Raw genomic sequence first — 22,483 nt, 5'->3', positions numbered from 1 at the left:
TGACTTCCATGCTTCAGAATACTGAATACTGACTTCTGTTTACATTTTTATCCCCACAATCTCCGGCCTGCTTTCCCACTTAATTTTTGGTGAGTATCTTCCAATAAAGCTGGAATATCTAAATTTTCTGGACATCGAGGCAAACAGTCACCGCATTCTGTACAGCGGTTGCCTTTCATTCCAGGGAACCAATGACCAGCATTTTCAAACATTCCATAACGATATTGCCCGTAATCTTTCATGTCGTATGCCACTGCGAGATTTCGTAACCGCAATACCTCTGGAATATTGATATTTTCTGGACAGGGTAAACAAGCATAACACTGGCTACAATTCTCAGTTTCCAACGCAAGTTTTTGGTGATTTTCTAAACGCCAGAAAGCAGAAATTTCTGCTGATGTTAACTCTCCATCATGGTCAGCAACTTGCAAAGGTTCCCTTAATTCTTCTGGGTTTGCTGGTCCTATACTCAAAGTAGTAATACGGTGATCAGCAAGTAAAAATCGATAATTCAATTCTAGGGGTGAATACGGCTGACACAGGTCTTTTAAGATTTTGGGTGGCGTGTACAGGCGTCCTCCCTTGTCAGCAGGGGAAATAATGAAAATGCCCATATCCTTTTCGGCAGCTAATTGAATCGCTGCTGCGTGCCGTTGAAAAAAATAGTAATAATGCAGATTGACAAATTCAAATAAATCTGTATTAATTGCTGCCTGAATTACCTCTAGTGGCCCGTGGGTAGAAAAACCGACGTGTCGCACTCGACCATCAGCAACAGCTTCTTCCACGGCTTGCATACAGCCATTTTTGGCTTGCACCCACTCTAAATGTTGCCAAGTATTCAAACCATGAACGCCTAAGCAATCTAAATAATCTAGCTGTAATCGTTCTAGGGATTCGTCGATGCACCGACGCATGGTGTCAGCATCTGCTGTGGCTGAGATTTTAGTAGTGACATAAAGCCTCGTCCGGGGTACTGACAACCCAGCTTTTAGCGCCCTACCAAGATACTCCTCACTTTTGCCGTAACCTCTGGCGGTTTCTAGATGATTAATTCCTAGCGCTAAGGCTTGTTCGATCGTCTGGTGAGCATTTTCAAAATCAGCCAAGTAGCGCATTGTTCCCAAAGAAAAAACCGAGAGGCGCAGATTCGTTTTCCCAAAGCGTCGGTATTGCATTTTTAACAAAGAGTTAGGAGTTATAAGTTAGGAGTTAGGAGTTGAAGGAAGTAAATCATAGCTCTTAACTCCTAACTTTTTTGCTTACAAGTTAGAAGTTGAAGCAAAATCACTCATAACTAATAACTCCTAACTCATAACTCCTAACTTTCCTAGCTGTCGCCATTACCAAAGCGCTTAATCAAATCTTCAGGACGGAGATTGGAAATAAATTCACGAAAGGCTTGCTGTTCGGCTTCATCTGCATCACGGTCAACAGGGATAGAAGCATCGGCAATGACTTCTTCCATTACCCAGATGGGGGTATTTGTACGGAGGGCGATGGCGATCGCATCGCTAGGACGCGCATCAATTTCCTTTTTGACTTCGCCTTGCTGGACAATTAAAGCTGCATAAAATGTATCCTTTTGCAGGGAATGAATAATTACCTTTTCTAGAGTCATGTTCCAAGTCTCTAGAATATTCACAATCAGATCGTGGGTTAAGGGTCTGGGAGGCTTCTGATTCTCCAGTGCGCCCATAATTGCCCTAGCCTGTTCCTGACCGATGTAAATTGGCAAAGCCCGCCGATCTGAGGAATCTTTCAAAAGGACGATCGGGCTACGGGTTATGGCATCTAATGCTATGCCAGCGACTTTCATTTCAATCATTGGCTAGGCCTCTACAATACTTTGAGAACCTTGGATGCTGTGTAACAAATAGTACCCCTTTTTGGGCGGTTTGGCGACAGTAATAAACATAAGCATTCGTTCTCTATAATTGCTTCTATTAAACTCCGAACTTGTGGTGAAAACCAGAGTAAGTCAAATTGGTCTTCTTAGACAATAACCTTCTTACCCAAGTATGCCTTGTGAAGGATGCTAATGTGTTAATATCCCTATACGAAAAAAAGTCAGAAAATATACTTGGATGTTCGAGATTTATGTGACAATTACCAATTGATTTCAGCCAAGTTTAGGCAATAAATAGAGATAGTTTGACAAAAAAGCCGTGTTTACAGGATTAATCCAAGCATTAGGAAAGATGGAACCCTTAGGGGGCGATTCTTGGCAAATTACTTGCGTCAGCCAGTCGGGTGAAGTAATTATGCAAGATTTGGCTTATGGTGACAGTGTTGCAGTAGATGGTGTTTGCCTGACAGTGGAAAAAGTTTTAAAAGACGGGTTTATCGCCACCGCTTCACCAGAAACTCTCCGCCGCACGACTTTGGGAGGCGAGCAAACGCAACAGAGATATGTCAATTTAGAAGCGTCGCTAAGGGTGGGAGGCAAAGTTGGCGGTCATTTTGTGATGGGTCATGTAGATGGCATTGGTCGATTGCTAGTGGCAGAACAAACGGCTAGTTCTTGGGAAATGACGTTTATTGCTTCCGTTGCGATCGCACGTTACATTGTCTCCAAAGGTAGCATTGCCGTCAATGGCATCAGCCTCACAGTATCGGCTTATGACCCAGAACTATCCCAATTCAAAGTGGCGGTAATTCCCCTCACATACGCCGAGACAAATCTTCGCTACTTGGTTCCGGGGAGCTTGGTGAATCTAGAAGGGGATATTCTTGGCAAATACGTCGAAAAATTCCTTTATTCTGGCAACCCACACACCATAGCTACTGATGAAACTAGTATAGATAGCATTACACCCGCATTCTTAGCAGAACACGGGTATTTGTAACTAAAAGAGTTAGGAGTTAGGAGTTAGGAGTTAGTAGTTAGTAGTTTTAAATTCATAACTCTTCACTCTTCACTCTTCACTCCTAACTTTCTTCTAACTACCTGGTTTCTGGCTTACCTGAGTAGTTTGTGAGCCTAGTACTAACTGGCTGAGGCCGCTTTGTAACTGTACGCCTGGGTCAGTAGCAACCCAGCCATTTGGTGACAGGTGACGGACTTCAAAGTGCAGGTGAGGGCCTGTGGAGTTGCCGGTGCTGCCAACTCGACCGATGACAGTTCCAGGCTCTACCCACTGACCGGGTTGAACAAAGATTTCTGACATGTGACCGTAGAGGGTTTGTTGAGCCGATTTATGATTCAGGGTAACGGTTAAACCATAACCGCCCAACCAGTTAGCAGTCTCCACTTGACCAGCAGCAGCGGCCAAAACTGGTGTACCCGCAGGCGCACCCAAGTCTGTACCAGCATGGAAGCGTTGATTACCTGTGATTGGATGAACTCGCCAACCAAATACAGAAGTGATGGAAGCGGGAATAGACAAGGGGTACATCATTCCCGTACCACTATATGCAACTCTCCCCGTATAGGGGATTTGCGGCAATACTGATGCTAGTGAGAAGTCATAAGCTACGTTGCTGGGGCGGGGTGCAATGTTGCCATCTGCCATTGGTGGTGGTAAAGTTCCGCCGCTGGGTGCGATGGGAGTTGCACTTACTGTTGTGGGACTAAACTCGCCGGGAGTGGGAATAAACCGATTAGGGCGAAATCCGCTCTTGGTAACACCGCTAGAACCACTTTGAGCAGCACGCCATCTGCTGGTGTTGCCAGTAGTTGCAACTTGCCGCACGGGTGGAACGTTTGCTAATTGGGAATTTTGACTTCTTTTGAGCCAATTAGGTGCTGCTTTCCCATTAGAATCAGCTACACTCCTTTGGGGTACTTTGGCGCAAACGCCGCCTAATACGCTTTGCCCTGAAGGCAAGATGGCTCGACAACCACTGGAACGTTCTGTGAGAATTACGGAATTTGGTGCTTGATAAGTACCTGTTGCACCACTGTCATAACTATTAGGATCAATATAGGCGTTATTATAATCCTTGGTTTTCCCCGCCGTTGCCCTAACAGTATTGTTCGAGTTATTTGATGGTTGAGCAACTTCTGGGAGTTTTTCAGGTAAAGAGCGGGCAGGAGTATTGGGTTTTTCCTGTCTCACCCTTGTAGGAGTAACCTGGGAGGCTTCTACCTTGGGCTTTGACTGTCTGATAATCACAACAGGTTCAGCAGCTTCAATTTTGGGTGTAGACTGCCTAACTGGCTCTTTTGATTGAGCAACCTCTGGCTGGCGTAATCTTTGTTTGAGTCTGGCTCGCCGTTGGGAAAATTCCGGTTGTGCTGGCGCGGCTTGGGGCGCAACAGTCTGCTTTTTAACTGGATTTGTAAATGCTGAAGGCTTGGAACTTTCAACAGTGGGAACGATGTTGTCTATTTGTGTTTCCGTTTGGGCAAACACAAAGCCGCCGCTGAGGAGGCTAACGCTACTGAGCCAACAGAGGCTCTGGGCTGGTAGGGTTGAGGCAAAACGTTTTTTAGTCAAACCTTGCTGCCATAAGTAATGCAAACGATGAGGGGCAGAATTATTGCGCTGCGTCATTTGTTCTCTCAGTTGTGTGTAATTAGCCTAAAGAGATGATGCTAGTGGTTTGTCTTGCCCAAAGAGCGAAATTTTGAACAAACCTCAAATTTAAACGGAAGATTTATGGTACCCCAAACTGATTGTACCGGGTTCAATATAAATTTCCGGTGTAATTAGTTCCTTTGTATCATGTGTTTCTAAATCAACTCGTAAATTTCCTTGAGATGTCACCCCAACTACTGTACCTGAAAGATTATTAACGTACACCCGATCGCCCATATTTGTAAGCAAGTCTAAATAGCGAGACAAGAGTATGCTTACTCCTTCTTGACAAAGGCACTGCATACCGGATTCTATTCCTCGCAAGACGATAGAGGTTAGCATTTCCAGACAAGAAATTGGTCTGAAATCTTGGGATGTTTGCCACGATTCCAGATTAATTCCAGTTTCCGGTACTGGGTTTCTCCAGTTAATGCCAACACCAATTACTGCTTGGGTGATTTGTCCTTTGTTTACTTTGGTTTCTGTCAAAATGCCGCCTAGTTTGCGACCATTTAAAACTAAATCATTGGGCCATTTTATCCCAACATCTATACCGGATTGGCGCAATTGAGACGCAATTCCCCAAGCGGTGGCGAAAGTTAGCTGGTAGCTATCAGTAGCCTCTATTTTGTGGTCAAAAGAAATTCCCACGGAAACATATAATCCGCCAACCGGAGAAATCCACTGGCGTCCCCATTGTCCCCGCCCAGCGGATTGCACAGTTGCGATTACTACTGTTCCAGAAATAGCCCCTTGATTGAGTAAGTCCCAAAGGGTTTGGTTCGTTGAGGAGACGCTTTCAAAAAAGTGAAGGGAAAATGGTAAATATGTATACTGACGCCCTGCTTGCAAGGCTGCTTCCAAGTTTTGCAGATTAAATCCCACAGCAGTTAACCCAAATTCCGTTGTTCAAGTTAGCATTGATTGGCTGATGAGTGATTTCTGTTTAGGTTTGGTTGAAGATGCACACTTGGCACTGGCGCAATTCGGAAGGACTGCCTTATCTAACTTGTAGTATTCTGGAACATTGGCATCACGGCTTCTTTACCCAGCAGTTTTGGCCGCGATCGCCACAAGTTATCACAGAAGTATTGCAACCAGAGGCATCAGTCTATCGCTTAAAGCAGGTTCATGGCAATACTGTTCTCACCCCCCAAGAAGTTGAAAGCTTCTTAAGCTCTGCTGAGGAGGATTTAGCATCGGCGGATGGTTTAATGAGTGAGCAGCCTCTACAAGCTGTTTGGGTTGCTAGTGCAGATTGTACACCCGTGCTGATTGGGGATGTGAAAACTGGACGAGTGGCAGCATTACACGCAGGCTGGCGGGGAACTGCCAAGAAGATTGTCCCCCTAGCGATCGCTCGATTACAATCTCAAGGCAGTAAACTCGATGATTTGAGAATTGCGATGGGGCCAGCGATCGCTGGTGATGTTTATCAAGTCTCGATTGAAGTGGCTGCTGAAATCGGGGCTAGTATTATATCACATAATGACGAAGAAAAAATTGTAGCAGCATTACATGAGTTACCAAATTCACCTTTGCAAGAAGACCCAAATCCTGGCAAGGTACGGCTGGATGTTAGGCGAGTGAATAGCTTACAACTGGAAAATTTGGGGATTAGTGCAGAACAAATTGCGATCGCACCTTATTGTACTTTCCAAACTCCAGAGCATTTCTTTTCTTACCGCCGAGAGAAAGAGAAAAAAGTTCAATGGTCAGGTATTGTTAGCGGTAAATTGACACCCGATTCAAAGGTTGAAATTTCAGAATCGGTTTTTGACGCAGGGAGCTAATTGCTAAAACTAAAATACTGACGGTGATTGCTAAAATGGCATAACTCGGTAGGGCGAAAATAGTTACTTTTATAATGTATGGCAATTCCCCTGCTTTCACCTTCCAGTGCTTTGCTATAGAGCCGATAAGCCAGCCATGAATTACCGCTGTTTGCACTGCTAGACAGCAAACTCCTGCTAACCAAACAGACATTCTTGTTCTAGAAAATTTACAATGCCTAATCTGATACAGCAAATCATTTAGCAAAAAAACAACAGCAGGTATTAACATCACAGAACTAGTTTGCTGTGAATAATTGATTGCAATACTCAAGCAAGAAACTAGTACCAATTCTGCTAAGTATATTTCCTTTGCCCAGGCTATAAGAGATTGTTGCAAATACCAATACCAACCCACTAAACCAACAAGTATCAGAACAATTAAGTCTGAAAATAGCTTGGCAAAAAGTGGGTTATTGGGAAATAATCTTGGGCCCACCACCATCAAATCGATGCGACTAATCGAAAGATAGGGACTATTCGATGGATCATTTAGCCAGAGTGAAAATCCACGAGATGCATCTGGTAAAAATTGTGTCAAAGAATTGCCTGTCAAGGCTAGACCTAAAAATACAAGAGAAGTTCCTGTGACAACAGATACAAAAACTAAAGAAAACCGTCTTTTAAGTAGAAAATACAGAATGAATAATGCAGCTAATGTTGGTTTACAAACAGCAATACCTAAGCAAATTCCTGCTGGAATATCCTGATTTTTTTTAGCCCAGATAAACATCCATAAGATCAAAACTGCAACGAATATGGCAATATTACCAACTTGAAGATCGCGAACTAAACCATAAATCAATGCAACCGAGATTGTACAAATAGTTCTGAAAGCTCGCGACTTAGACTCCAGCAGGATATTAGCTCCCCATAAGGCCAAACCGATTGCTAATATATGCATTCCAATCCAGATACTAAATGCAGTACTGCTCGAAAAATAACCGACAAACCAAATAAGAGGAATAATATTAGGTGGATAGACAAAGGGTGGAATAAATCCACACACATTAGTTAGGGTACAGAAGCTTTGATTAAAAATCTCGACATTAAAGGGACTCAAATGCTGATGAGCTAATTTACTCGCCACATAAAACCACTTAAAATCCCATAATGGTGGATCTGGTTGATTTAGTAAATAAACTAGCCAACCTGTATAACAAAGAAATCTTGTAACGACTAAGACAACACCTGCTTGGATCAGAAAGCTAACAATTGGTTGACGAAAAAATTGCATCAACCGTTGGATTATAGGGGATTTTAAAAATAAAGAATTTTTCCAGGCTACTTTTTCATCATCTAATCGCCAATTATTTTTTAGAACTAAAGCAACAATAGTTATTACAAGTAGGTTCCAAAAGCCAAAGCTGATCATTAGCAACAATTATTTATGTATCTTCTACATAATATCCCTGAAGTTTTTCGTAAGAAAGGATACTTAAGTATTTTCATAATCAATTTACAAAATTTTGACAATTACTCCCTTCTAAACCATAAAACAATGTTTGAAAAATATTAAAGTATAACAAAAACCCCACTTCTTGAGGTTTTGGTCTTAATTATTGCAAAAAAGCTTGGATTAATAACTCGCGGTGTATTAATGCCCTATCTACTAAAAATTTTATTTGCTCTGGTGATAACGGATCACCGTTAGCATAATGCTCCATCCAAGTCAGACTAATTAAATTGGGGTCATCGGGTAAACTCGCCAAATCCCACCCAGGCATTTCCAAGTCTTCCATAAGACGATTTACCTTGGGGTCATAACTAAGAGCAAAACAGCGACAACCTTCAGCAGCAGCCATAATTAAGCTGTGCAAACGCATCCCAATTGCCATTTCGACACCGCGAAACACACCTTTTAAAAGTTGCGGATCTTCCAGACATAAAATCTTGCTGACATCTTTAAGATGTGGTTGAATAGCTTCGGCAATACTTAAATCTTCACTTTTTTGAAATGGCAATAGTAAAATAAAAGTTTGCGTAGCTTTTTGAAAGTCAACCAAAGCACGAGTTAAGTTTGCTAAACGTGTTTCTGTAAGTTGGGGATGCGATCGCAACGTTACCGCAACTCTCGGCGCAGGTAAATCCCAAAGTCCTGGAACTGGTTTAGATTCCAACGCCCAAACCGGGTCAGGAGCTATGATACAAGGAATCTGCCAATCAGATAATAAAGCAGCACTGGCGCGATCGCGGACACTGATTTTGGTACAATTACCAAAGGTTTGCCTTGCCAACCAACGAGTTTGCGGACGCACTAAGGGGCCAATACCCTGCGCCCAAGCAACAGTTTTCAAACCCATTTTCTGTGCCAACGCCATCAATCCCCCATAATAAAATGGGCTGATGGTACTGGTAACATCTTGAATAAGACTGCCGCCGCCCCAAATCAAAGCATCACTTGAGCGTAAAGCTTGCAGTACAGCTAAAGGAGCCATGCGATCGCAGGTTTCTACATTATTGTAGCGATCGCGGGTTTCCTCTGGATTACCAGAAAGCACCACAGGCGTTACGTGAGATGGTAACATTTGCAAAAGCGTTGCCAACAAAGCTTCATCACCACCATTACCTTTACCGTAATACCCAGACAATAATGCCCGCATCTTGACCATTTTAGATTTTAGATTAACAACTTTTTTAACGTAGCTATATCTATATAAAGATGTGAAAACTCCTAACTCCTAACTCCTAACTCCTAACTCCTAACTCCCCACTCCCCACTCCCCACTCTATGCACGTCCTATCGATTCCCACCTGGATTATTCATGTTTCTAGCGTTATTGAGTGGATTGTCGCCATTTGGTTAATCTGGACTTACGGCGAACTCACTAATAACCGTAATTGGTGGGGATTGTCCCTTGCCATGTTACCAGCTTTAGTCAGTGCTATGTGTGCCTGTACCTGGCATTATTTCGACAACGCCGAATCTCTAGAATGGATGGTAACGCTTCAAGCTACCATGACCTTAGTTGGTAATTTTACGCTTTGGGCAGCGGCGTATTTGATTTGGCGTTCTACCAAATCTGCTAACACTGTTGAACCAGAACCTATCAAATCAGAGCAATGATTTCTAAAGAAACCCTGTTTGCACTTTCACTGTTTCCCTATTTGGGTTTCTTGTGGTTTATCAGCCGCAGTCCGCAAATGCCGCGTTTAGCGCTGTATGGATTTTACGGTACTCTCGTCTTTGTTGCCATCACCATCCCCGCCGGAATTTATGCCCAATTGCATTATGGCGAGTCTTTGGCCAATGTAGATTGGTTGCACGGTGGTGCAGAAGTATTTTTGACGCTTTCAAATATCTTGCTTGTGCTGGGTTTTGGACAAGCTGTACGGCAATTACAAATAAAAAATGAAAAATAGTAAATTCAGCTATAGCTAGCGTTTTGATTGCATTGAGTTTAGAGGAAAAATTAAATGGACGTAATTCCAGCGATTGATTTACTAGAAGGTCACTGTGTGCGACTGTATCAGGGAGACTACGATCGCTCGCAAGTTTTTAGTGAAAATCCTGCTGATGTTGCCAAACAGTGGGTAGATGAAGGTGCTACCAGATTGCATATAGTTGATTTGGACGGGGCCAAAGCAGGTAAAGTAGTAAACCTGGGGGCAATTGAAGCGATCGCTCATGCGGTGTCAGTGCCCATTGAAATTGGTGGAGGATTGCGCGATCGCACCAGCGTGCAACAAGTATTCAATCTGGGTATACAGTGGGCAATTCTTGGCACTATCGCCGTAGAACAACCCCAGCTAGTACAAGAACTCTGTCAAGAATTTCCCGAACAAATTATCATCGGTATTGATGCCCGTAACGGCCTAGTAGCAACTCGTGGTTGGTTAGAAACCTCAGAAGTTTTAGCAACCCAATTGGCTGTACAAATGCAAGAATTGGGTGCAGCCGCCATAATTTATACAGATATCCACCGAGACGGTACACTGACAGGCCCGAATTTGGAAGCTTTGCGAGAACTTGCAGCAGCAATTTCCATCCCAATAATTGCCTCTGGCGGGGTAAGTTCTGTCACCGATTTGTTGAGTTTGTTAGCGTTAGAACCTCAAGGCGTGACTGGCGTAATTGTTGGACGTGCTTTGTATACTGGGGATATTTTACTCAAAGAAGCATTACGAGCGATCGGGCCTGGGCGGATTCAGGATATTCCACCGAATCTAGATTTTTCTACCTTTGCTTGACATTTGCTGTCAGACTTTACACGCCTACGCGGGTTTCCAATTTCTTAAGTCCGCGCAGGCGGACTTCGTTTGTGTAGCCGCTTTTTCGTTCAAAATACCCAACTGAATTCTGACTCCTGAATTCTGTTTCGATAATCCTTAACCCAAGCGTATTGCATTATGGAAAGTGGGAAAGCATAGCAACAAGGTTTTACTGGTGACGCTCTCCCGCTAATTGCAAGCAATGTGGCGGGAGCATCCTATCCTCACGGAATAGGCTTACTGCTTCACAGGACTAGCAACCTAGTATCCTCCACAGTCTGCGGCGATGCGTCCACACCGCCGTTTGTACAAGAAACCAAAGTTTTGTACAACCCAAGGTAACTGATTTTACGCAACCAACCTGACAGATTTTATCTGTACTTTTGGATGCAACCCCCTATCAGAATTCATCGGTTCGGATTTTCTCGGTGCAAATTACTGCCACTCCGAGATACATATATTTTACCTCTTATGCTTACTCCACAAAGATTATTAGCTATGAAGATTAAACTCATATTGGCAACCATTGGGGTATCGAACCCCAATGGTTGCCCTCCTATCCCCCATCCCACCACACCGCAGGTTGGTGGGAGTACCCCGGAGGCTTAGATGCCAAAAAGCCAGAGTTTGGAACCAAATCCATGAAAAATCAAACAACCTCTCCTTGGACTTTCATCCCCACCTTATATTTCGCCTCCGGCATACCTTACGTCATCATCAACACAGTTTCCGTAATCTTTTACAAAAAACTGGGAATAGATAATACACAAATTGCCTTGTGGACAAGTTTTCTCTATCTGCCTTGGGTAATCAAAATGTTTTGGGGGCCAATTGTCGATATTTACTCTACCAAACGTCAATGGATACTTTATACCCAATTTGCCATGTTTGGTTGTTTAGGTTTGATAGCTTTCTCCTTACAACTGCCAAATTTCTTTTTCATTTCCCTCGCAACATTAACAATAGGAGCATTTATTTCTGCAACTTATGATATTGCCACAGATGGCTTCTACCTGCTGGCTTTATCTCCAGAACAACAAGCATTTTTTGTTGGCATCCGCTCACTATTTTATAGAATGGCTGTTATTTTTGGCTCTGGAATATTAGTGGTTTTAGCAGGTCAGCTTGAAGTATCTCTCAACAATATTCCTTTAAGCTGGACTATAGCTATTGGTTTCTCAGCTTTAATTTTAGCAATCCTGTTTATTTCACATCGCTTAATTTTACCCTTACCTGAATCAGATGACCAACGGCAAATAAAAACTAGAGAAAATATCCCTTTTTGGTCAATTATTAGTTCATATTTTGCTCAGGATAAAATTATAAATATTTTAGCATTTATCTTGCTTTACAGACTTGGCGAAGCAATGCTTGTCAAGATAGCTTCTTTATTTTTATTAGACAAACCAGAAGTAGGGGGCTTAGGGCTATCTACATCAGATGTTGGATTAGTCTATGGAACATTTGGGGTAATTTCCCTGATTTGTGGAGGGATATTAGGAGGTTTACTAATTTCCAAATATGGATTAAAAAAGTGTCTGTTTCCTATGGCTTTAGCTTTGAATTTACCTGATATATTTTATGTATATATGGCTTATAGTAAACCTTCACTAACATTAGTGTATCCCTTAGTTTCCTTAGAGCAATTTGGATATGGTTTTGGATTTACCGCTTTTAGTGTTTATTTAATGTATATTTGCCAAGGCGAATATAAAACTTCTCATTTTGCTATTTCCACTGGCATTATGGCTTTAGGAATGATGTTGCCAGGTTTAATTAGCGGTTATCTGCAAAAAGCATTTGGCTATCCATTATTTTTTATTTTGGTTTGTTTGCTGACTATTCCTGGGATGATTGCTCTCTTTTTCATCCCTTTAAAAGAAGAACCCAAGCGTCAGAATAATTAACATAATTACAGATCATGAGTTATGTTTTAGGAATAGATGGCGGCGGTAGCAAGACTATTTGTATCTTGATGGATGATTTGCATCAAGTTATAGGTCGTGGTGAAGCTGGCCCGTCTAACTATCAAAGTATAGGTATTGAAGCCACTCTAGAATCTATACAATCTGCAATTCACAACGCAGTTGAGGCAGAAATAATTGCAAATACTGTGAATATTGAAGCGATATGTTTGGGTTTAGCAGGTGTAGGTCGTATAGCAGATATCGAAGTAGTAAAAGGTCTAGTCCAAGAGTTACAGAATAACAAATATCTACCTATAACTTGGGCGTTACAGCCAGCTAATATTGTAATTTGTAACGATGCTTTAATTGCTTTAGTTGGTGGAATTGGTCAACCTGTAGGAATTGTGGTTGCAGTCGGTACTGGTTCAATATTTTTCGGGCGAAATCATCAAGGAGATACCAAACGAGTTGGCGGCTGGGGGTATATTTTAGGAGATGAAGGTAGCGCTTATAAAATTGCTGTGGCTGGTATGAATGCAGCATTAAAATCTTATGATGGACGAGAGATGTCAACTAACTTGGTAGAGAGTTTCAAACAGCATCTTAATTTGGAAAGTATAGAAGATTTAATAGAAGTAATATATCGGCGAGAATGGGGAGTTAAACAGATAGCAGCTTTAGCACCAGTTGTAGATTTTGCCGCAGCTTCAGGTGATGTCTTAGCAAATATGATAATTGATGATGCTGTCAAAGAATTAGTGAAAGCTACATCTACAGTAATTGATGCAATTTTTAGTGCTGACTCAGTTTTAGAAGTAGTCACCACGGGAAGTGTGTGGCGCAGTAGATGCAAGATGTATGAGAGATTTGCAGCGTCTCTTGTTAACAAGTTTCCTAATGTAAACGTAATTTTTCCGAGGTATGAGCCTGCTTATGGTGCTGGTTTGTTAGCGTTGCAGACAACTCAAAATTGACGCGAAGAAAGCAATAATAGGAGTTTTCAGCCTGTAAATATGCGCCCCAAGAAAGTTACTATTTCAGACCAAGCAGCGGTGGTAGCACTAGAATCATAACGATAACCGTCGTCGCGCATGAATGTATGCTCTGCTTCATAGGAGACAACTTGGTGAGGTATATTAGCATTCTCCATTGCTTTTATTATGGTTTGGCGATCGCTATCTGGGATATGAGGGTCAAGAGTACCGAACACCATGAGCATCTCACCTTGGATTTCACTTACCCGCTGGATTGTATCGGCTACCTCCTTACCAAGTTTGCCACTGGGAATACCAGTCGGGTAACAGCAGACAGAAGCCCGAATTTCGCTTTGAAATGCTGCGCGGAAAGCTAAATGTCCACCAATACAAAAGCCGAGAGTGCCTATTTGATTTGGAGAAACCGCACTCTCTGTTTTCAGAAATTCAATCACAGCAAGGCAATCAGCATCATATTCAGCTACTGAGGTTCGACGAGCATCGTCATTACCCCGCATCCTTCCCAGATCATCTGGCTCAATTACTGAACCAACTGGCTCAATTCGGTGAAAAATTTCTGGGGCTGCTACTACATAGCCGTATCCTGCTAAGTAGTTAGCTAGACGAATCATTGGCTCACCCAACTGATAAATATCACTGTAGAAGACGATACCAGGGTATTTTCCTGCTGCTTTCGGAGCCGCTACATAAACACGCATTAAGCTACCATCTACTCTTAATTCAACATTGCGCTTAGTGATTTGCACTTTTTAGTCTCCGTGTTCCGCTTGCTGTCATTAGCTTCTACACTGTAGCGCTGCAACATCCGGTTACTTTCAACCTATATGGCGTTTTTCTGCCATGATTGCGATATCCGTTACCTTAGCGAAAAAATCAAATATGAGTCCTATACCAATTAATTAATAAAGGGGATAGATGACATTCGCTTGTGGCGAAGCACCCATCCCCGAATAGCTGCCCAGATGATCAACCTGGAATCCTATAGTCCGGTATCTAATCATTTCAGTATCGGCCGAGATATGCCGATTGTCACTGGGATACATACGGATTTAGAAGATATCTGCGAAAAGAGGGTCAATAACTCAGGGCTGAAGCCACTGAGCTTGTAAGAAGCAGGTCTTACGTGTTTGACTAGCTCACTGAGACGCAGTTTGGTACGAACTTCCGAATGTTTCCCTAGTTCGGATTATCTTCAAACTATCTTGTTAATAGTGTTGGGTTGAGCCAAGACATCTTAACTGCGTTGAGCGATAGCGCAGCGTTAGCGAGTCTTCGAGCGTCGGGGACTTAAACTTTTACTCCAAGGATTATCTCTTTATGCGAGTACCAGTCATATCTAAAAACGATCAACCATTAATGCCGACAAAGCCAAGTCGCGCTAGACGATGGATTGAACAAGGCAAGGCAATTGGTAAATTCAATAAGCTAGGCATTTTTTATGTTCAGCTATCAATTGAACTGTCTGATGCACAAACACAAGAGATAGTTATTGGACTAGACCCAGGTAAAATGTTTTCTGGCGTGGCTGTTCAATCAAGAAAATATACTTTGCAAATATTGCACCTAGTTCTCCCGTTCAAAACAGTTAAAGACCGGATGGAACAACGAGCTATGATGCGGCATGGTAGACGGGGGAGACGAATTAAACGTAATTTGGATTTTGCAAAACGTAATCATCGTCAAGCTAGATTCGATAATCGCCGCAACTCAAAACTTCCTCCAAGTATTCGAGCAAACAAAGACTTAGAATACCGCGTAATTAGTTTGTTACTTCAACTTTACCCAGTTGAAACTATCGTAATCGAGGAAGTAGAAGCGATAGGCAGCAAAAGTTTCAGTCCCGTTATGGTGGGACAACGATATCAAATCAATCGACTTTCTCAACTAACAAACGTTGTTTTGAACAAAGGATGGGAAACATCAAAGCTCCGTAAACATTTAGGGCTGCATAAAGAGAAATCGGATAAGTCTTTGCAAATACCAGAAACACACGCGGTTGATGCAGTCACCCTGGCAACGTCCGAATTTGTTAAATACCAATCATGGGAAGGAACTAAAAATCATGGTGCATCTTGGGTAGGAGATGTAAATGTCACAGAGTCTCAATTTACTATTGTGCGTCGTCCTCCTATGTCTAGGAGACAATTACATTTGATGGTTTTTAGTAAAGGAGGTAATCGTCGAAAATACGGTGGAACTACAACAAGACATAGTTTTAGAAAAGGTGATTTTGTTGAAGCTACCCAAGGCAAGAAAACATTCTTTGGTTGGATTAGTGGCGACACTGAAAAACAAGTTTCAGTTAGCGATGCTAGCTGGAAAAGATTAGGGCAATGTTCAGTTAAAAAAGTCAAGTTAATACGACGTTCAACAGGGCTAATTGTCACTGCGGTTAAAACCGCTCGTGTCGCAACCCTGGCAGCACTAAAGTGACTGAGTTTCCCGCATACCGCGAGGTCTTATGAAGATTGGTTTAAGCCTATGCAATGCCACAAAAAGAAAATTCACTTTTATACCCAAACAACTTATCTACGTTGATTCACAAGATAAGTCATTTGTACAGTTAGTAATTCCTAGAATTTTTGAGCACTTTCCCACTACACACCCATCCCCATGTCCTTTTTTCACCCCCCGCATCGCCAACAGCGCCGTCCCGTAGGCAGCTTCTGTATACACTGACGCTACTACAGGAACCTGCAAATTACGCGCCCTAATTGCAGTCCAAGTATCATTCGCCGCGCCACCGCCAGCAGTATAAACACGGCTCACCTTGTCTGCACCCATTTGCTGTAATAATTCATATCCTCGCGCTTCTATGCGGGTAATACTTTCTAACAACCCATGCAGAAATTCCACTGGATGATCTGGGCGTGGTTCCAAACGTGGGGGTAGATTGGGATCATTAATGGGAAAGCGATCGCCTGCTTTCAACAACGGATAATAATCTAACTCACTAGCTTTTGATGGATCAATCTCACGACTAAGGCTTGCTAACTCAGTGCTTGTGAAAAATTGCTTAAGTACTGCACCTCCAGTATTAGAAGCACCACCAGTCAGCCACAGATTACCCAAGCGATGGCTATAAATTCCATATCTAACATCTTCTACACGGGTACGACTTAACAACTTTAGTACCAACGTTGAACCAAGGGAAGTTACAGCTTCACCAGGTAATTTTGCCCCACTGGCGAGAAAAGCGGCAATACTATCTGTTGTACCAGCACATACCAAACAATCACTGCGTAAACCGAACTTATCTGCAATTTCAGGCTGTAATTCTGCAATCGGAGTCCCAGGAGGTAAAACTTTGGGTAGCTGAATTTGTATTTGTAAATTTTCTAGCCATTCTGGGTATTTCAACTCTTCCACGTCATAACCAAGCTTTAAAGCATTGTGGTAATCGCTAATACCTAAATACCCATGCAGGAGAAACGCCAGCCAATCTGCTTGATGCAAGAAATATCTAGCTTCACTAAAAGCAGGTAATTGTCTCATCCACATTAGTTTGGCTAGGCTGGAGGTGGCACTCAATACGGTATGATTGGGGGGTACTATGCTTCTCAAATCCTCTATTACCAGTGATCCCCGTGCATCGTTATACAGCAGTGGTGCATCTACAGGATTGCCAGCAGCATCAACCAGCAAGACGGTGGAAGAAGTACCGTTAATTGCGATCGCTTTAATTTCTCGCCGCAATTCTTCAGGTATTAGTTCCACTAGCGCAAACAAAGCCTCCTGCCAAAAACTTGGCTTAACAGCGTCTCCTGAGTCCTGGAAGGGATATCGCACCTCAGTCTGGATAGAAGAAGCTTCCTCGTCAATTACTATGCCGCGTGCGCCAGAGGTGCCGAAGTCGATACCCAAATATAAATTCATATTTTTATAAATTTTTCTCAGGTCGAATAACTAATGACTACTGATTAATAACTGCTTTTGTTGCATCTTGTTACAAGATATTCCACAATTTTGGCAAAACAAGGAAAAGTAGTAAACGAACTGTTCAAAATCTATTCTGGTTAGGAGGTTTTCAGCCATGCCTATCTTAGATACTCTGTACATCGCTCAGATATCTTCCATCTCAGATACTCAAGTCTACATCGCTCTAGTTGTGGCGCTGATCCCAGGAGTTCTAGCTTGGCGATTAGCCACAGAACTTTACAAATAACGTTCCGATGTGACACAGTTGAAAAGCTAATAATCCTGGCAGTACGGGGTGCAATTTCTACACCTTGTGGTTTTATACCATAAGTAGCTAGAAACCTTGCACTTACGTAAGCCAGGTTATTTTTTAACTAGTGCAACACTTGTAGCTATTTCAAAAAAATGAAGTAATATGACAGCTAAATCAAGCATTCAGGAGTGCTGAGTGCTAATTCAGTTCCGAGTACTGAGTGCTGTTAGCGGTAGCTGGGCGTTGAGCCAGTGCTGAGTAAGATTTCCCACTTAGCACTCATAACTCATAACTCAGCACTCTTCATAGTGCTTCCCTTCACTAAGCGAGGTTATCTTTTAGCATCATGAACGCGATTCAACCGTCCAGACCACCGTCACAACCTATACAAAAACGCCGGGTCATTCCTCGACCAAAACGGCATCTTCGTCAACGTTCTTACCAGATGATGGCACTGGAAAGTACAGCCAAGATAGCGGTTAATCTTGTGATTACAGCCGTTGCGGCATCTGCTTTAGCACAACTTCTGCCTTATCATTGGTCACAGCAAGGAAAGTTGCGAGAAATTGGTACTGAAGTCAAGTTAATGCAAGGACACGTCAATGGTTTGCAGGCGGAATTTAGCCGCAACTTCGATCCTCAGCAAGCTAAAAGTATTAGACAACAACAAGGATATCGATTTGATCCCAGTCAGCGTCGCGTGGTCTTGATGAATCCGGATCGCCGAGAAAATGAAAAAACAGAGTCATTACCCTAAGACAAATAGCGAATTTAGGATTATTTCGGTTTCTTGTAATTCAGGCTACGTATAAACCGGGTGTTAATTTATATTATTGCTAATAAATAATGGTTAATAGCTAATTTTTGAATAGCTATGTAGTTATCATCTATTAGTCATTAGCGATACAGCGTCACTAAATTCTAATTCAAAATTTAATCAATTATTTTGAATTTTGAATCCCCCAGAAGGACTAATCTACCAACTAGGACGCTGATTCAGATAGCAGCTCGTTTAGCCAATTTTCGAGTTGTAAACGCAAGCGATAAGCAGTAATATTCTTACTGTTGTCGAGAGAGGGCAGTTGAGTGAGGGCGCGACGATAATCAGCGATCGCACAATTCCAGTCGCCCCAAAGATGGTAAGTTCTGCCACGTTCAGCCCAAATATGACCTTCTAGTTGACCGAAAAGCAGTACTACCTCAAAATTCTCAATTGCCTCCTCATATTGCCCCAAATCACGCCAGGTAATGCCTCGGTTAATCCACGCCCGGACATGGCGAGGATTCAAATCAATGGCTTGATCGTAGTCGGCAAGTGCTACTGCTAATTCTCCACAAGCCGCGTAGTAATTTGCTCGATTATTATAAGCACTAGCCAAATCAGGATTAAGTTTGAGGGCGGTATTATAGTCGCAAAGCGCTTTTTGCCTTTCACCACTTTGGAAATAAATCAGCCCTCGGTTGTTGTAATCAATGGCATTGTGGGGATGGCGGAAAATTAGTTGGGTTAAAAGTGCGATCGCCTCAGTATAATCTCCTTGTTGAGCCAACCTCAAAGCACAAGAGCGGAAGTAGCTATCTCCTAAAGTCGATTCGCTGCGATCGTTTTTCCTCTCATCTTGGACTTGGTTTGTACTATTTACAACATAGTTATATTTCTTATTTTGCTGGTTATCGTCAGCTAAAAATGAGTGAATATTCATCTTTGCCTGCCTGAAATAACTGCTTTGTGAAATCAAATTCTAGTTTTTTGCTGCTAGTGGTTTTACTCCTTTGTTTATTCTTAGGGTATTTATGGTTACTTGAAAGCCATCCCAAGACTGAATTTTAACTACTCACACCAGTAGAAATCTATGCCCTAAAGAAGCGATCGCTCCTCAACCCTAATCATGGATACTTGATCCCGAAGGTGAATTCCAGAAATGGCAGATGTTAATCTCAAAGACTAGTCAAGTAGTGAGAGCGACAAATTGGTAGAATGCCAACAAGCCGTTCGTTAGAGAGGGGAATGGGGACTGGGGACTGGGGACTAGGAAAGAATTCTTTTGATTCCAATACACCTAATCCCCAATCCCTAATCCCTAATCCCCAATCCCCACTCTCTGCATTTAATTTTTGAGAAATTTTCTGATGACAACTGCAATTTCCTATCCCAATGCCCCAGATTTAGCAACCGATGATTACATTGTTATCGGCTTGGCAACCTGCTTCGTCAAAGAAGATGGAGAAGTTTATCAAATCGAAGTTATAGAACCAATTCCCTCTGCGGCTTTAGAAGCGCTGTTAAAGGGCATTCCTACCTCCTATAAGCTCGCTCATGCAACAACTTTGGGATCTTTGCTGGATGGCGATTCACAACTACTGCCAGAGGGCTTCCCAGAGTCGGCTCAGTTTGGAGAGGAATTTGTGCCACGGGCATTTGCAGCGGCTCGTACCTACAAGCGTCGTGAATCTGCAAAATCTTTAATTCCCTTAGGTACAAACTACACTGAATTCAAGTATTCTATTGAGCGCAAGCGAGTATTAAATGCCGCTAGAGTTGTCACCAAAGAAGACAACGTTAAACAGCATTCTCACACTCACAAAGTTCTTTAAGTAATTATGCTAAAACTTTACGGCGGTGCTCGTAGTCGAGCCTCAATTGTTCACTGGTATTTAGAGGAACTAGAAGTTCCTTACGAATTTGTCAAGCTTGATATGCAGGCGGGTGAACATCTCAAGCCTGAATATTTGGCAATTAACCCAGTTGGTAAAGTTCCAGCAATTGTTGATGGGGATTTTCAGCTTTGGGAATCTGGGGCAATTTTGCTGTATCTTGCCGATAAGTACAGTAAAAGTACACTTTCACCCCAAGAACGTGCTGTATTTTCCCAATGGGTGTTGTTTGCCAATGCTACCCTTGGGCCAGGAATTTTTATAGAAGCAAATCGGGAGCGGGAAATGCCCCGCTTGTTGACTCCGTTAAATGAAATTTTCAGTAAGCAACCTTTTTTGCTTGGTGATGAGTTCACTGTTGCTGATGTGGCAGTCGGGTCTATTCTGAATTACATTCCCATCATGTTGAAGCTAGACCTCAGTTCTTACCCAGCGGTGTTGAGCTATATGAAGCAGTTATCTGAGCGTCCGGCATTTCAAAAAAGTATTGGCGGACGGGCTTAAAATAATTCGTAATTCGTAATTCGTAATTCGTAATGGAATTCTTAACTACGAATTACGAATCTGTTAACGGTAATTTGTAAATTGCAAAGCAACTGGATAGTCTTCTTGTTTTAGCCGTTGCATAACAACTTGTAAGTCATCTTTAGATTTGGCAGAAACTCGCACAGCATCACCTTGAATTGAGGCTTGTACCTTTTTGAATTCGTCGCGAATCAATTTGGAAATTTGTTTGGCAATTTCCTGACTGATGCCTTTTTGGAGTTTGATTTCTTGACGCACGCGATTACCACTGGCTGATTCCACTTTGCCAAAATCAAAGATTTTCTGGGAGAGGTTACGCTTGGCGGCTTTTTCCCGCAGAATGGTATGTACAGAATCTAAAGTAAACTCGCTGTCAGTACTAACGTTAATACTTTCTTCGACTAACTCGACAGTAGTTTGAGTGTCTTTGAGGTCATAACGACCTTTGATATCTCTTACAACTTGATCGACAGCGTTAACCAACTCTTGTCGGTCAAAGTCGCTCACAATGTCAAAGGAAAAAGTAGAAGCCATAAAATATTTTGGATTTTAGATTTTGGATTTTGGAATTGGGCATAAAACATTAATAATAATTCCCATGCCCAATGCCCCATGCCCAATGCCCCACTTAATTAGTAGCTTGGATGATGCTCAAGATGATGAGAGCGCTAGAGCTAAGTATGCCAATGCCAAACATCAGCGATCGCAAAAGGGGTATATTCAAAATATAAAAAATTGAGTATAGCAAACGGGCCATTACAAAGGCGATCGCAGCTACTTGTGCTGTAAAAGAATTTACACCAGTTACATACGCCATGAATGCCGCTACGGCAAATATCATAAATGCTTCAAAAGCGTTCTGATGTGCCCAAGTAGCTCGTTGGGCATAAGGTGGCAATTTATCAAACATAGCGCGAGGAGTAGAAAACATTTCATACCCAATACGCACACGGGCATAAGCTACCACCAAAAATGGCACATAAATTAGAATGGCAGCAGCAGCGATCGAGTACAAAAAAATTATCATTACTTAATTAGTTATTGGTTATTAGTCATAGTCATCAGTCATTAGTCATTAGTCAAATACCAAATGACAAAGGACAAATGACAAATGACTAATCAAAGTAGAACAGGGTCACTACTTTTCTTTGTTCTTCTGCATCTTGACAGGTTTGCAACAGGGTGCGGCTGTCATGAAACGCAAAACAGATCAGTTGTTGGCAACGAGAGACAATTTCCTTGTTGCACAGGTAACTAGCTTCAGCAAGGGACAGATTATCATTACTGGCATTTTCCACCAGATGCATTACCTGTTCTAGTTGCTGGCGCGATTCTAAAGGCTGGCGTTCCAGACTTTGGGGGAGAATCACCGTTAGCAAATTCGGATCAGCCCGCGTTGCTCCCTTGATGGCAGCGGAATTTGTACCTGTAGCACCAGAAGTAATGATGCGATTACCCGATAAAACTAGGGCATAAGTCATCATTTCAATAAGATTCTGATGCGTAATCGGGACGTGACGAGAACCCAGCAAGGCGATTCTTTTAGAACCCGTTTGCTGGATTGTCGCTAGTTCTTGGGCTAATGTATCGAGGTTAATAAGGTCTGTTGATTGGCTCAAAGATGGACATAATCCGAATTAAACGACCCAGATATTTTACCAAA

General features: G+C 42.4%; 24 protein-coding genes. 12 read left to right on the top strand and 12 right to left on the bottom strand.

From position 1 onward, the window contains the following. Nucleotides 1-47 precede the first annotated feature (47 nt). Both ACWATR_RS19000 and ACWATR_RS18995 read right to left on the bottom strand, forming a co-directional pair. A complete protein-coding gene (locus ACWATR_RS19000; RefSeq protein WP_460335627.1) occupies nucleotides 48-1,178 on the bottom strand; it encodes an aldo/keto reductase in 1,131 nt (376 codons plus the stop codon). Nucleotides 1,179-1,330: 152 nt separating this feature from the next. Next, on the bottom strand, nucleotides 1,331-1,828 hold the full coding sequence (locus ACWATR_RS18995) for a bifunctional nuclease family protein (RefSeq protein WP_094349146.1): 498 nt from the start codon (nucleotides 1,826-1,828) through the stop codon (nucleotides 1,331-1,333). A 340-nt stretch (nucleotides 1,829-2,168) separates the two neighbouring features. On the opposite strand from ACWATR_RS18995, the gene ACWATR_RS18990 reads away from it, so the two are divergent. Then, nucleotides 2,169-2,849, top strand: a complete 681-nt coding sequence (locus ACWATR_RS18990; protein ID WP_460335623.1) for a riboflavin synthase — start codon at nucleotides 2,169-2,171, stop codon at nucleotides 2,847-2,849. Between the two features lie 93 nt (nucleotides 2,850-2,942). Here ACWATR_RS18990 and ACWATR_RS18985 read toward each other — a convergent pair whose 3' ends face one another. Both ACWATR_RS18985 and ACWATR_RS18980 read right to left on the bottom strand, forming a co-directional pair. Continuing rightward, nucleotides 2,943-4,499: a peptidoglycan DD-metalloendopeptidase family protein gene (locus tag ACWATR_RS18985; RefSeq protein ID WP_460335620.1), complete on the bottom strand. Its 1,557-nt coding sequence runs from the start codon at nucleotides 4,497-4,499 to the stop codon at nucleotides 2,943-2,945. A 90-nt stretch (nucleotides 4,500-4,589) separates the two neighbouring features. Then, nucleotides 4,590-5,408, bottom strand: a complete 819-nt coding sequence (locus tag ACWATR_RS18980) for a biotin--[acetyl-CoA-carboxylase] ligase (protein WP_460335617.1) — start codon at nucleotides 5,406-5,408, stop codon at nucleotides 4,590-4,592. 77 nt (nucleotides 5,409-5,485) lie between these two features. On the opposite strand from ACWATR_RS18980, the gene pgeF reads away from it, so the two are divergent. After that, the gene (pgeF, locus tag ACWATR_RS18975) at nucleotides 5,486-6,316 is read left to right on the top strand and encodes a peptidoglycan editing factor PgeF (protein ID WP_460335614.1); all 831 of its coding nucleotides are present in this window, start codon (nucleotides 5,486-5,488) and stop codon (nucleotides 6,314-6,316) included. On the opposite strand, the gene ACWATR_RS18970 is transcribed toward pgeF, so the two are convergent. Together ACWATR_RS18970 and csaB are read right to left on the bottom strand one after the other, a co-directional pair. Next, the gene (locus ACWATR_RS18970) at nucleotides 6,249-7,592 is read right to left on the bottom strand and encodes a glycosyltransferase family 87 protein (RefSeq protein ID WP_460335611.1); all 1,344 of its coding nucleotides are present in this window, start codon (nucleotides 7,590-7,592) and stop codon (nucleotides 6,249-6,251) included. The two genes, pgeF and ACWATR_RS18970, sit on opposite strands and share 68 nt — an antisense overlap. A gap of 322 nt (nucleotides 7,593-7,914) precedes the next feature. Further along, nucleotides 7,915-8,958 carry a polysaccharide pyruvyl transferase CsaB gene (gene csaB / locus ACWATR_RS18965; protein ID WP_460340520.1) on the bottom strand — a complete coding sequence of 348 codons (1,044 nt, stop codon included), beginning with the start codon at nucleotides 8,956-8,958 and terminating at the stop codon, nucleotides 7,915-7,917. Between the two features lie 128 nt (nucleotides 8,959-9,086). Between csaB and ACWATR_RS18960 the strand changes: the two genes are divergently transcribed. From ACWATR_RS18960 to ACWATR_RS18940, 5 genes are all read left to right on the top strand, one after another. Further along, a complete protein-coding gene (locus ACWATR_RS18960) occupies nucleotides 9,087-9,422 on the top strand; it encodes a DUF2499 domain-containing protein (RefSeq protein WP_460335608.1) in 336 nt (111 codons plus the stop codon). Then, nucleotides 9,419-9,718 (top strand): DUF3593 domain-containing protein, encoded by a 300-nt coding sequence (locus ACWATR_RS18955; protein ID WP_069072857.1) that lies wholly within the window; start codon nucleotides 9,419-9,421, stop codon nucleotides 9,716-9,718. The genes ACWATR_RS18960 and ACWATR_RS18955 overlap by 4 nt, the downstream gene beginning before the upstream one ends. 54 nt (nucleotides 9,719-9,772) lie before the next feature. Then, nucleotides 9,773-10,546: a 1-(5-phosphoribosyl)-5-[(5-phosphoribosylamino)methylideneamino]imidazole-4-carboxamide isomerase gene (gene hisA, locus ACWATR_RS18950; RefSeq protein ID WP_420759794.1), complete on the top strand. Its 774-nt coding sequence runs from the start codon at nucleotides 9,773-9,775 to the stop codon at nucleotides 10,544-10,546. Nucleotides 10,547-11,208: 662 nt separating this feature from the next. After that, nucleotides 11,209-12,474, top strand: coding sequence for an MFS transporter (locus tag ACWATR_RS18945; RefSeq protein WP_460335602.1), 1,266 nt, complete (start codon nucleotides 11,209-11,211; stop codon nucleotides 12,472-12,474). A 14-nt stretch (nucleotides 12,475-12,488) separates the two neighbouring features. Continuing rightward, on the top strand, nucleotides 12,489-13,448 hold the full coding sequence (locus tag ACWATR_RS18940) for an N-acetylglucosamine kinase (protein WP_460335600.1): 960 nt from the start codon (nucleotides 12,489-12,491) through the stop codon (nucleotides 13,446-13,448). Between the two features lie 26 nt (nucleotides 13,449-13,474). Here ACWATR_RS18940 and ACWATR_RS18935 read toward each other — a convergent pair whose 3' ends face one another. Beyond that, nucleotides 13,475-14,215 carry a dienelactone hydrolase family protein gene (locus ACWATR_RS18935; protein ID WP_460335597.1) on the bottom strand — a complete coding sequence of 247 codons (741 nt, stop codon included), beginning with the start codon at nucleotides 14,213-14,215 and terminating at the stop codon, nucleotides 13,475-13,477. Between the two features lie 571 nt (nucleotides 14,216-14,786). Between ACWATR_RS18935 and ACWATR_RS18930 the strand changes: the two genes are divergently transcribed. Further along, nucleotides 14,787-15,902 carry an RRXRR domain-containing protein gene (locus tag ACWATR_RS18930; RefSeq protein WP_460335594.1) on the top strand — a complete coding sequence of 372 codons (1,116 nt, stop codon included), beginning with the start codon at nucleotides 14,787-14,789 and terminating at the stop codon, nucleotides 15,900-15,902. A 96-nt stretch (nucleotides 15,903-15,998) separates the two neighbouring features. On the opposite strand, the gene ACWATR_RS18925 is transcribed toward ACWATR_RS18930, so the two are convergent. Next, nucleotides 15,999-17,345 carry an FGGY-family carbohydrate kinase gene (locus tag ACWATR_RS18925; protein WP_460335591.1) on the bottom strand — a complete coding sequence of 449 codons (1,347 nt, stop codon included), beginning with the start codon at nucleotides 17,343-17,345 and terminating at the stop codon, nucleotides 15,999-16,001. A gap of 199 nt (nucleotides 17,346-17,544) precedes the next feature. Here ACWATR_RS18925 and psaM point away from each other — a divergent pair, with 199 nt between their 5' ends. Together psaM and ACWATR_RS18915 are read left to right on the top strand one after the other, a co-directional pair. Continuing rightward, a complete protein-coding gene (gene psaM / locus ACWATR_RS18920; protein ID WP_040630342.1) occupies nucleotides 17,545-17,634 on the top strand; it encodes a photosystem I reaction center subunit XII in 90 nt (29 codons plus the stop codon). Between the two features lie 352 nt (nucleotides 17,635-17,986). Further along, entirely contained in the window at nucleotides 17,987-18,397 is a 411-nt protein-coding gene (locus tag ACWATR_RS18915) for a slr1601 family putative cell division protein (RefSeq protein WP_460335588.1), read from the top strand. Nucleotides 18,398-18,623: 226 nt separating this feature from the next. On the opposite strand, the gene ACWATR_RS18910 is transcribed toward ACWATR_RS18915, so the two are convergent. Beyond that, nucleotides 18,624-19,343: a tetratricopeptide repeat protein gene (locus ACWATR_RS18910; RefSeq protein ID WP_460335585.1), complete on the bottom strand. Its 720-nt coding sequence runs from the start codon at nucleotides 19,341-19,343 to the stop codon at nucleotides 18,624-18,626. A 427-nt stretch (nucleotides 19,344-19,770) separates the two neighbouring features. Between ACWATR_RS18910 and ACWATR_RS18905 the strand changes: the two genes are divergently transcribed. Then, on the top strand, nucleotides 19,771-20,235 hold the full coding sequence (locus tag ACWATR_RS18905; RefSeq protein ID WP_460335582.1) for a hypothetical protein: 465 nt from the start codon (nucleotides 19,771-19,773) through the stop codon (nucleotides 20,233-20,235). A gap of 6 nt (nucleotides 20,236-20,241) precedes the next feature. Then, nucleotides 20,242-20,799 carry a glutathione S-transferase family protein gene (locus ACWATR_RS18900; protein ID WP_460335579.1) on the top strand — a complete coding sequence of 186 codons (558 nt, stop codon included), beginning with the start codon at nucleotides 20,242-20,244 and terminating at the stop codon, nucleotides 20,797-20,799. A 63-nt stretch (nucleotides 20,800-20,862) separates the two neighbouring features. On the opposite strand, the gene ACWATR_RS18895 is transcribed toward ACWATR_RS18900, so the two are convergent. From ACWATR_RS18895 to ACWATR_RS18885, 3 genes are all read right to left on the bottom strand, one after another. Beyond that, on the bottom strand, nucleotides 20,863-21,354 hold the full coding sequence (locus tag ACWATR_RS18895) for a YajQ family cyclic di-GMP-binding protein (RefSeq protein WP_069072865.1): 492 nt from the start codon (nucleotides 21,352-21,354) through the stop codon (nucleotides 20,863-20,865). A 94-nt stretch (nucleotides 21,355-21,448) separates the two neighbouring features. After that, nucleotides 21,449-21,847 (bottom strand): MAPEG family protein, encoded by a 399-nt coding sequence (locus tag ACWATR_RS18890; RefSeq protein ID WP_460335575.1) that lies wholly within the window; start codon nucleotides 21,845-21,847, stop codon nucleotides 21,449-21,451. A gap of 88 nt (nucleotides 21,848-21,935) precedes the next feature. Beyond that, nucleotides 21,936-22,439 (bottom strand): DNA recombination-mediator protein A, encoded by a 504-nt coding sequence (locus tag ACWATR_RS18885; RefSeq protein WP_460335572.1) that lies wholly within the window; start codon nucleotides 22,437-22,439, stop codon nucleotides 21,936-21,938. Between the last annotated feature and the right edge of the window lie 44 nt (nucleotides 22,440-22,483).

Source organism: Nostoc sp. UIC 10890 (genome assembly GCF_054786515.1).
The sequence above is the reverse complement of the archived record's forward strand: the minus strand, read 5'-3'. Positions and strand labels throughout refer to the sequence as shown.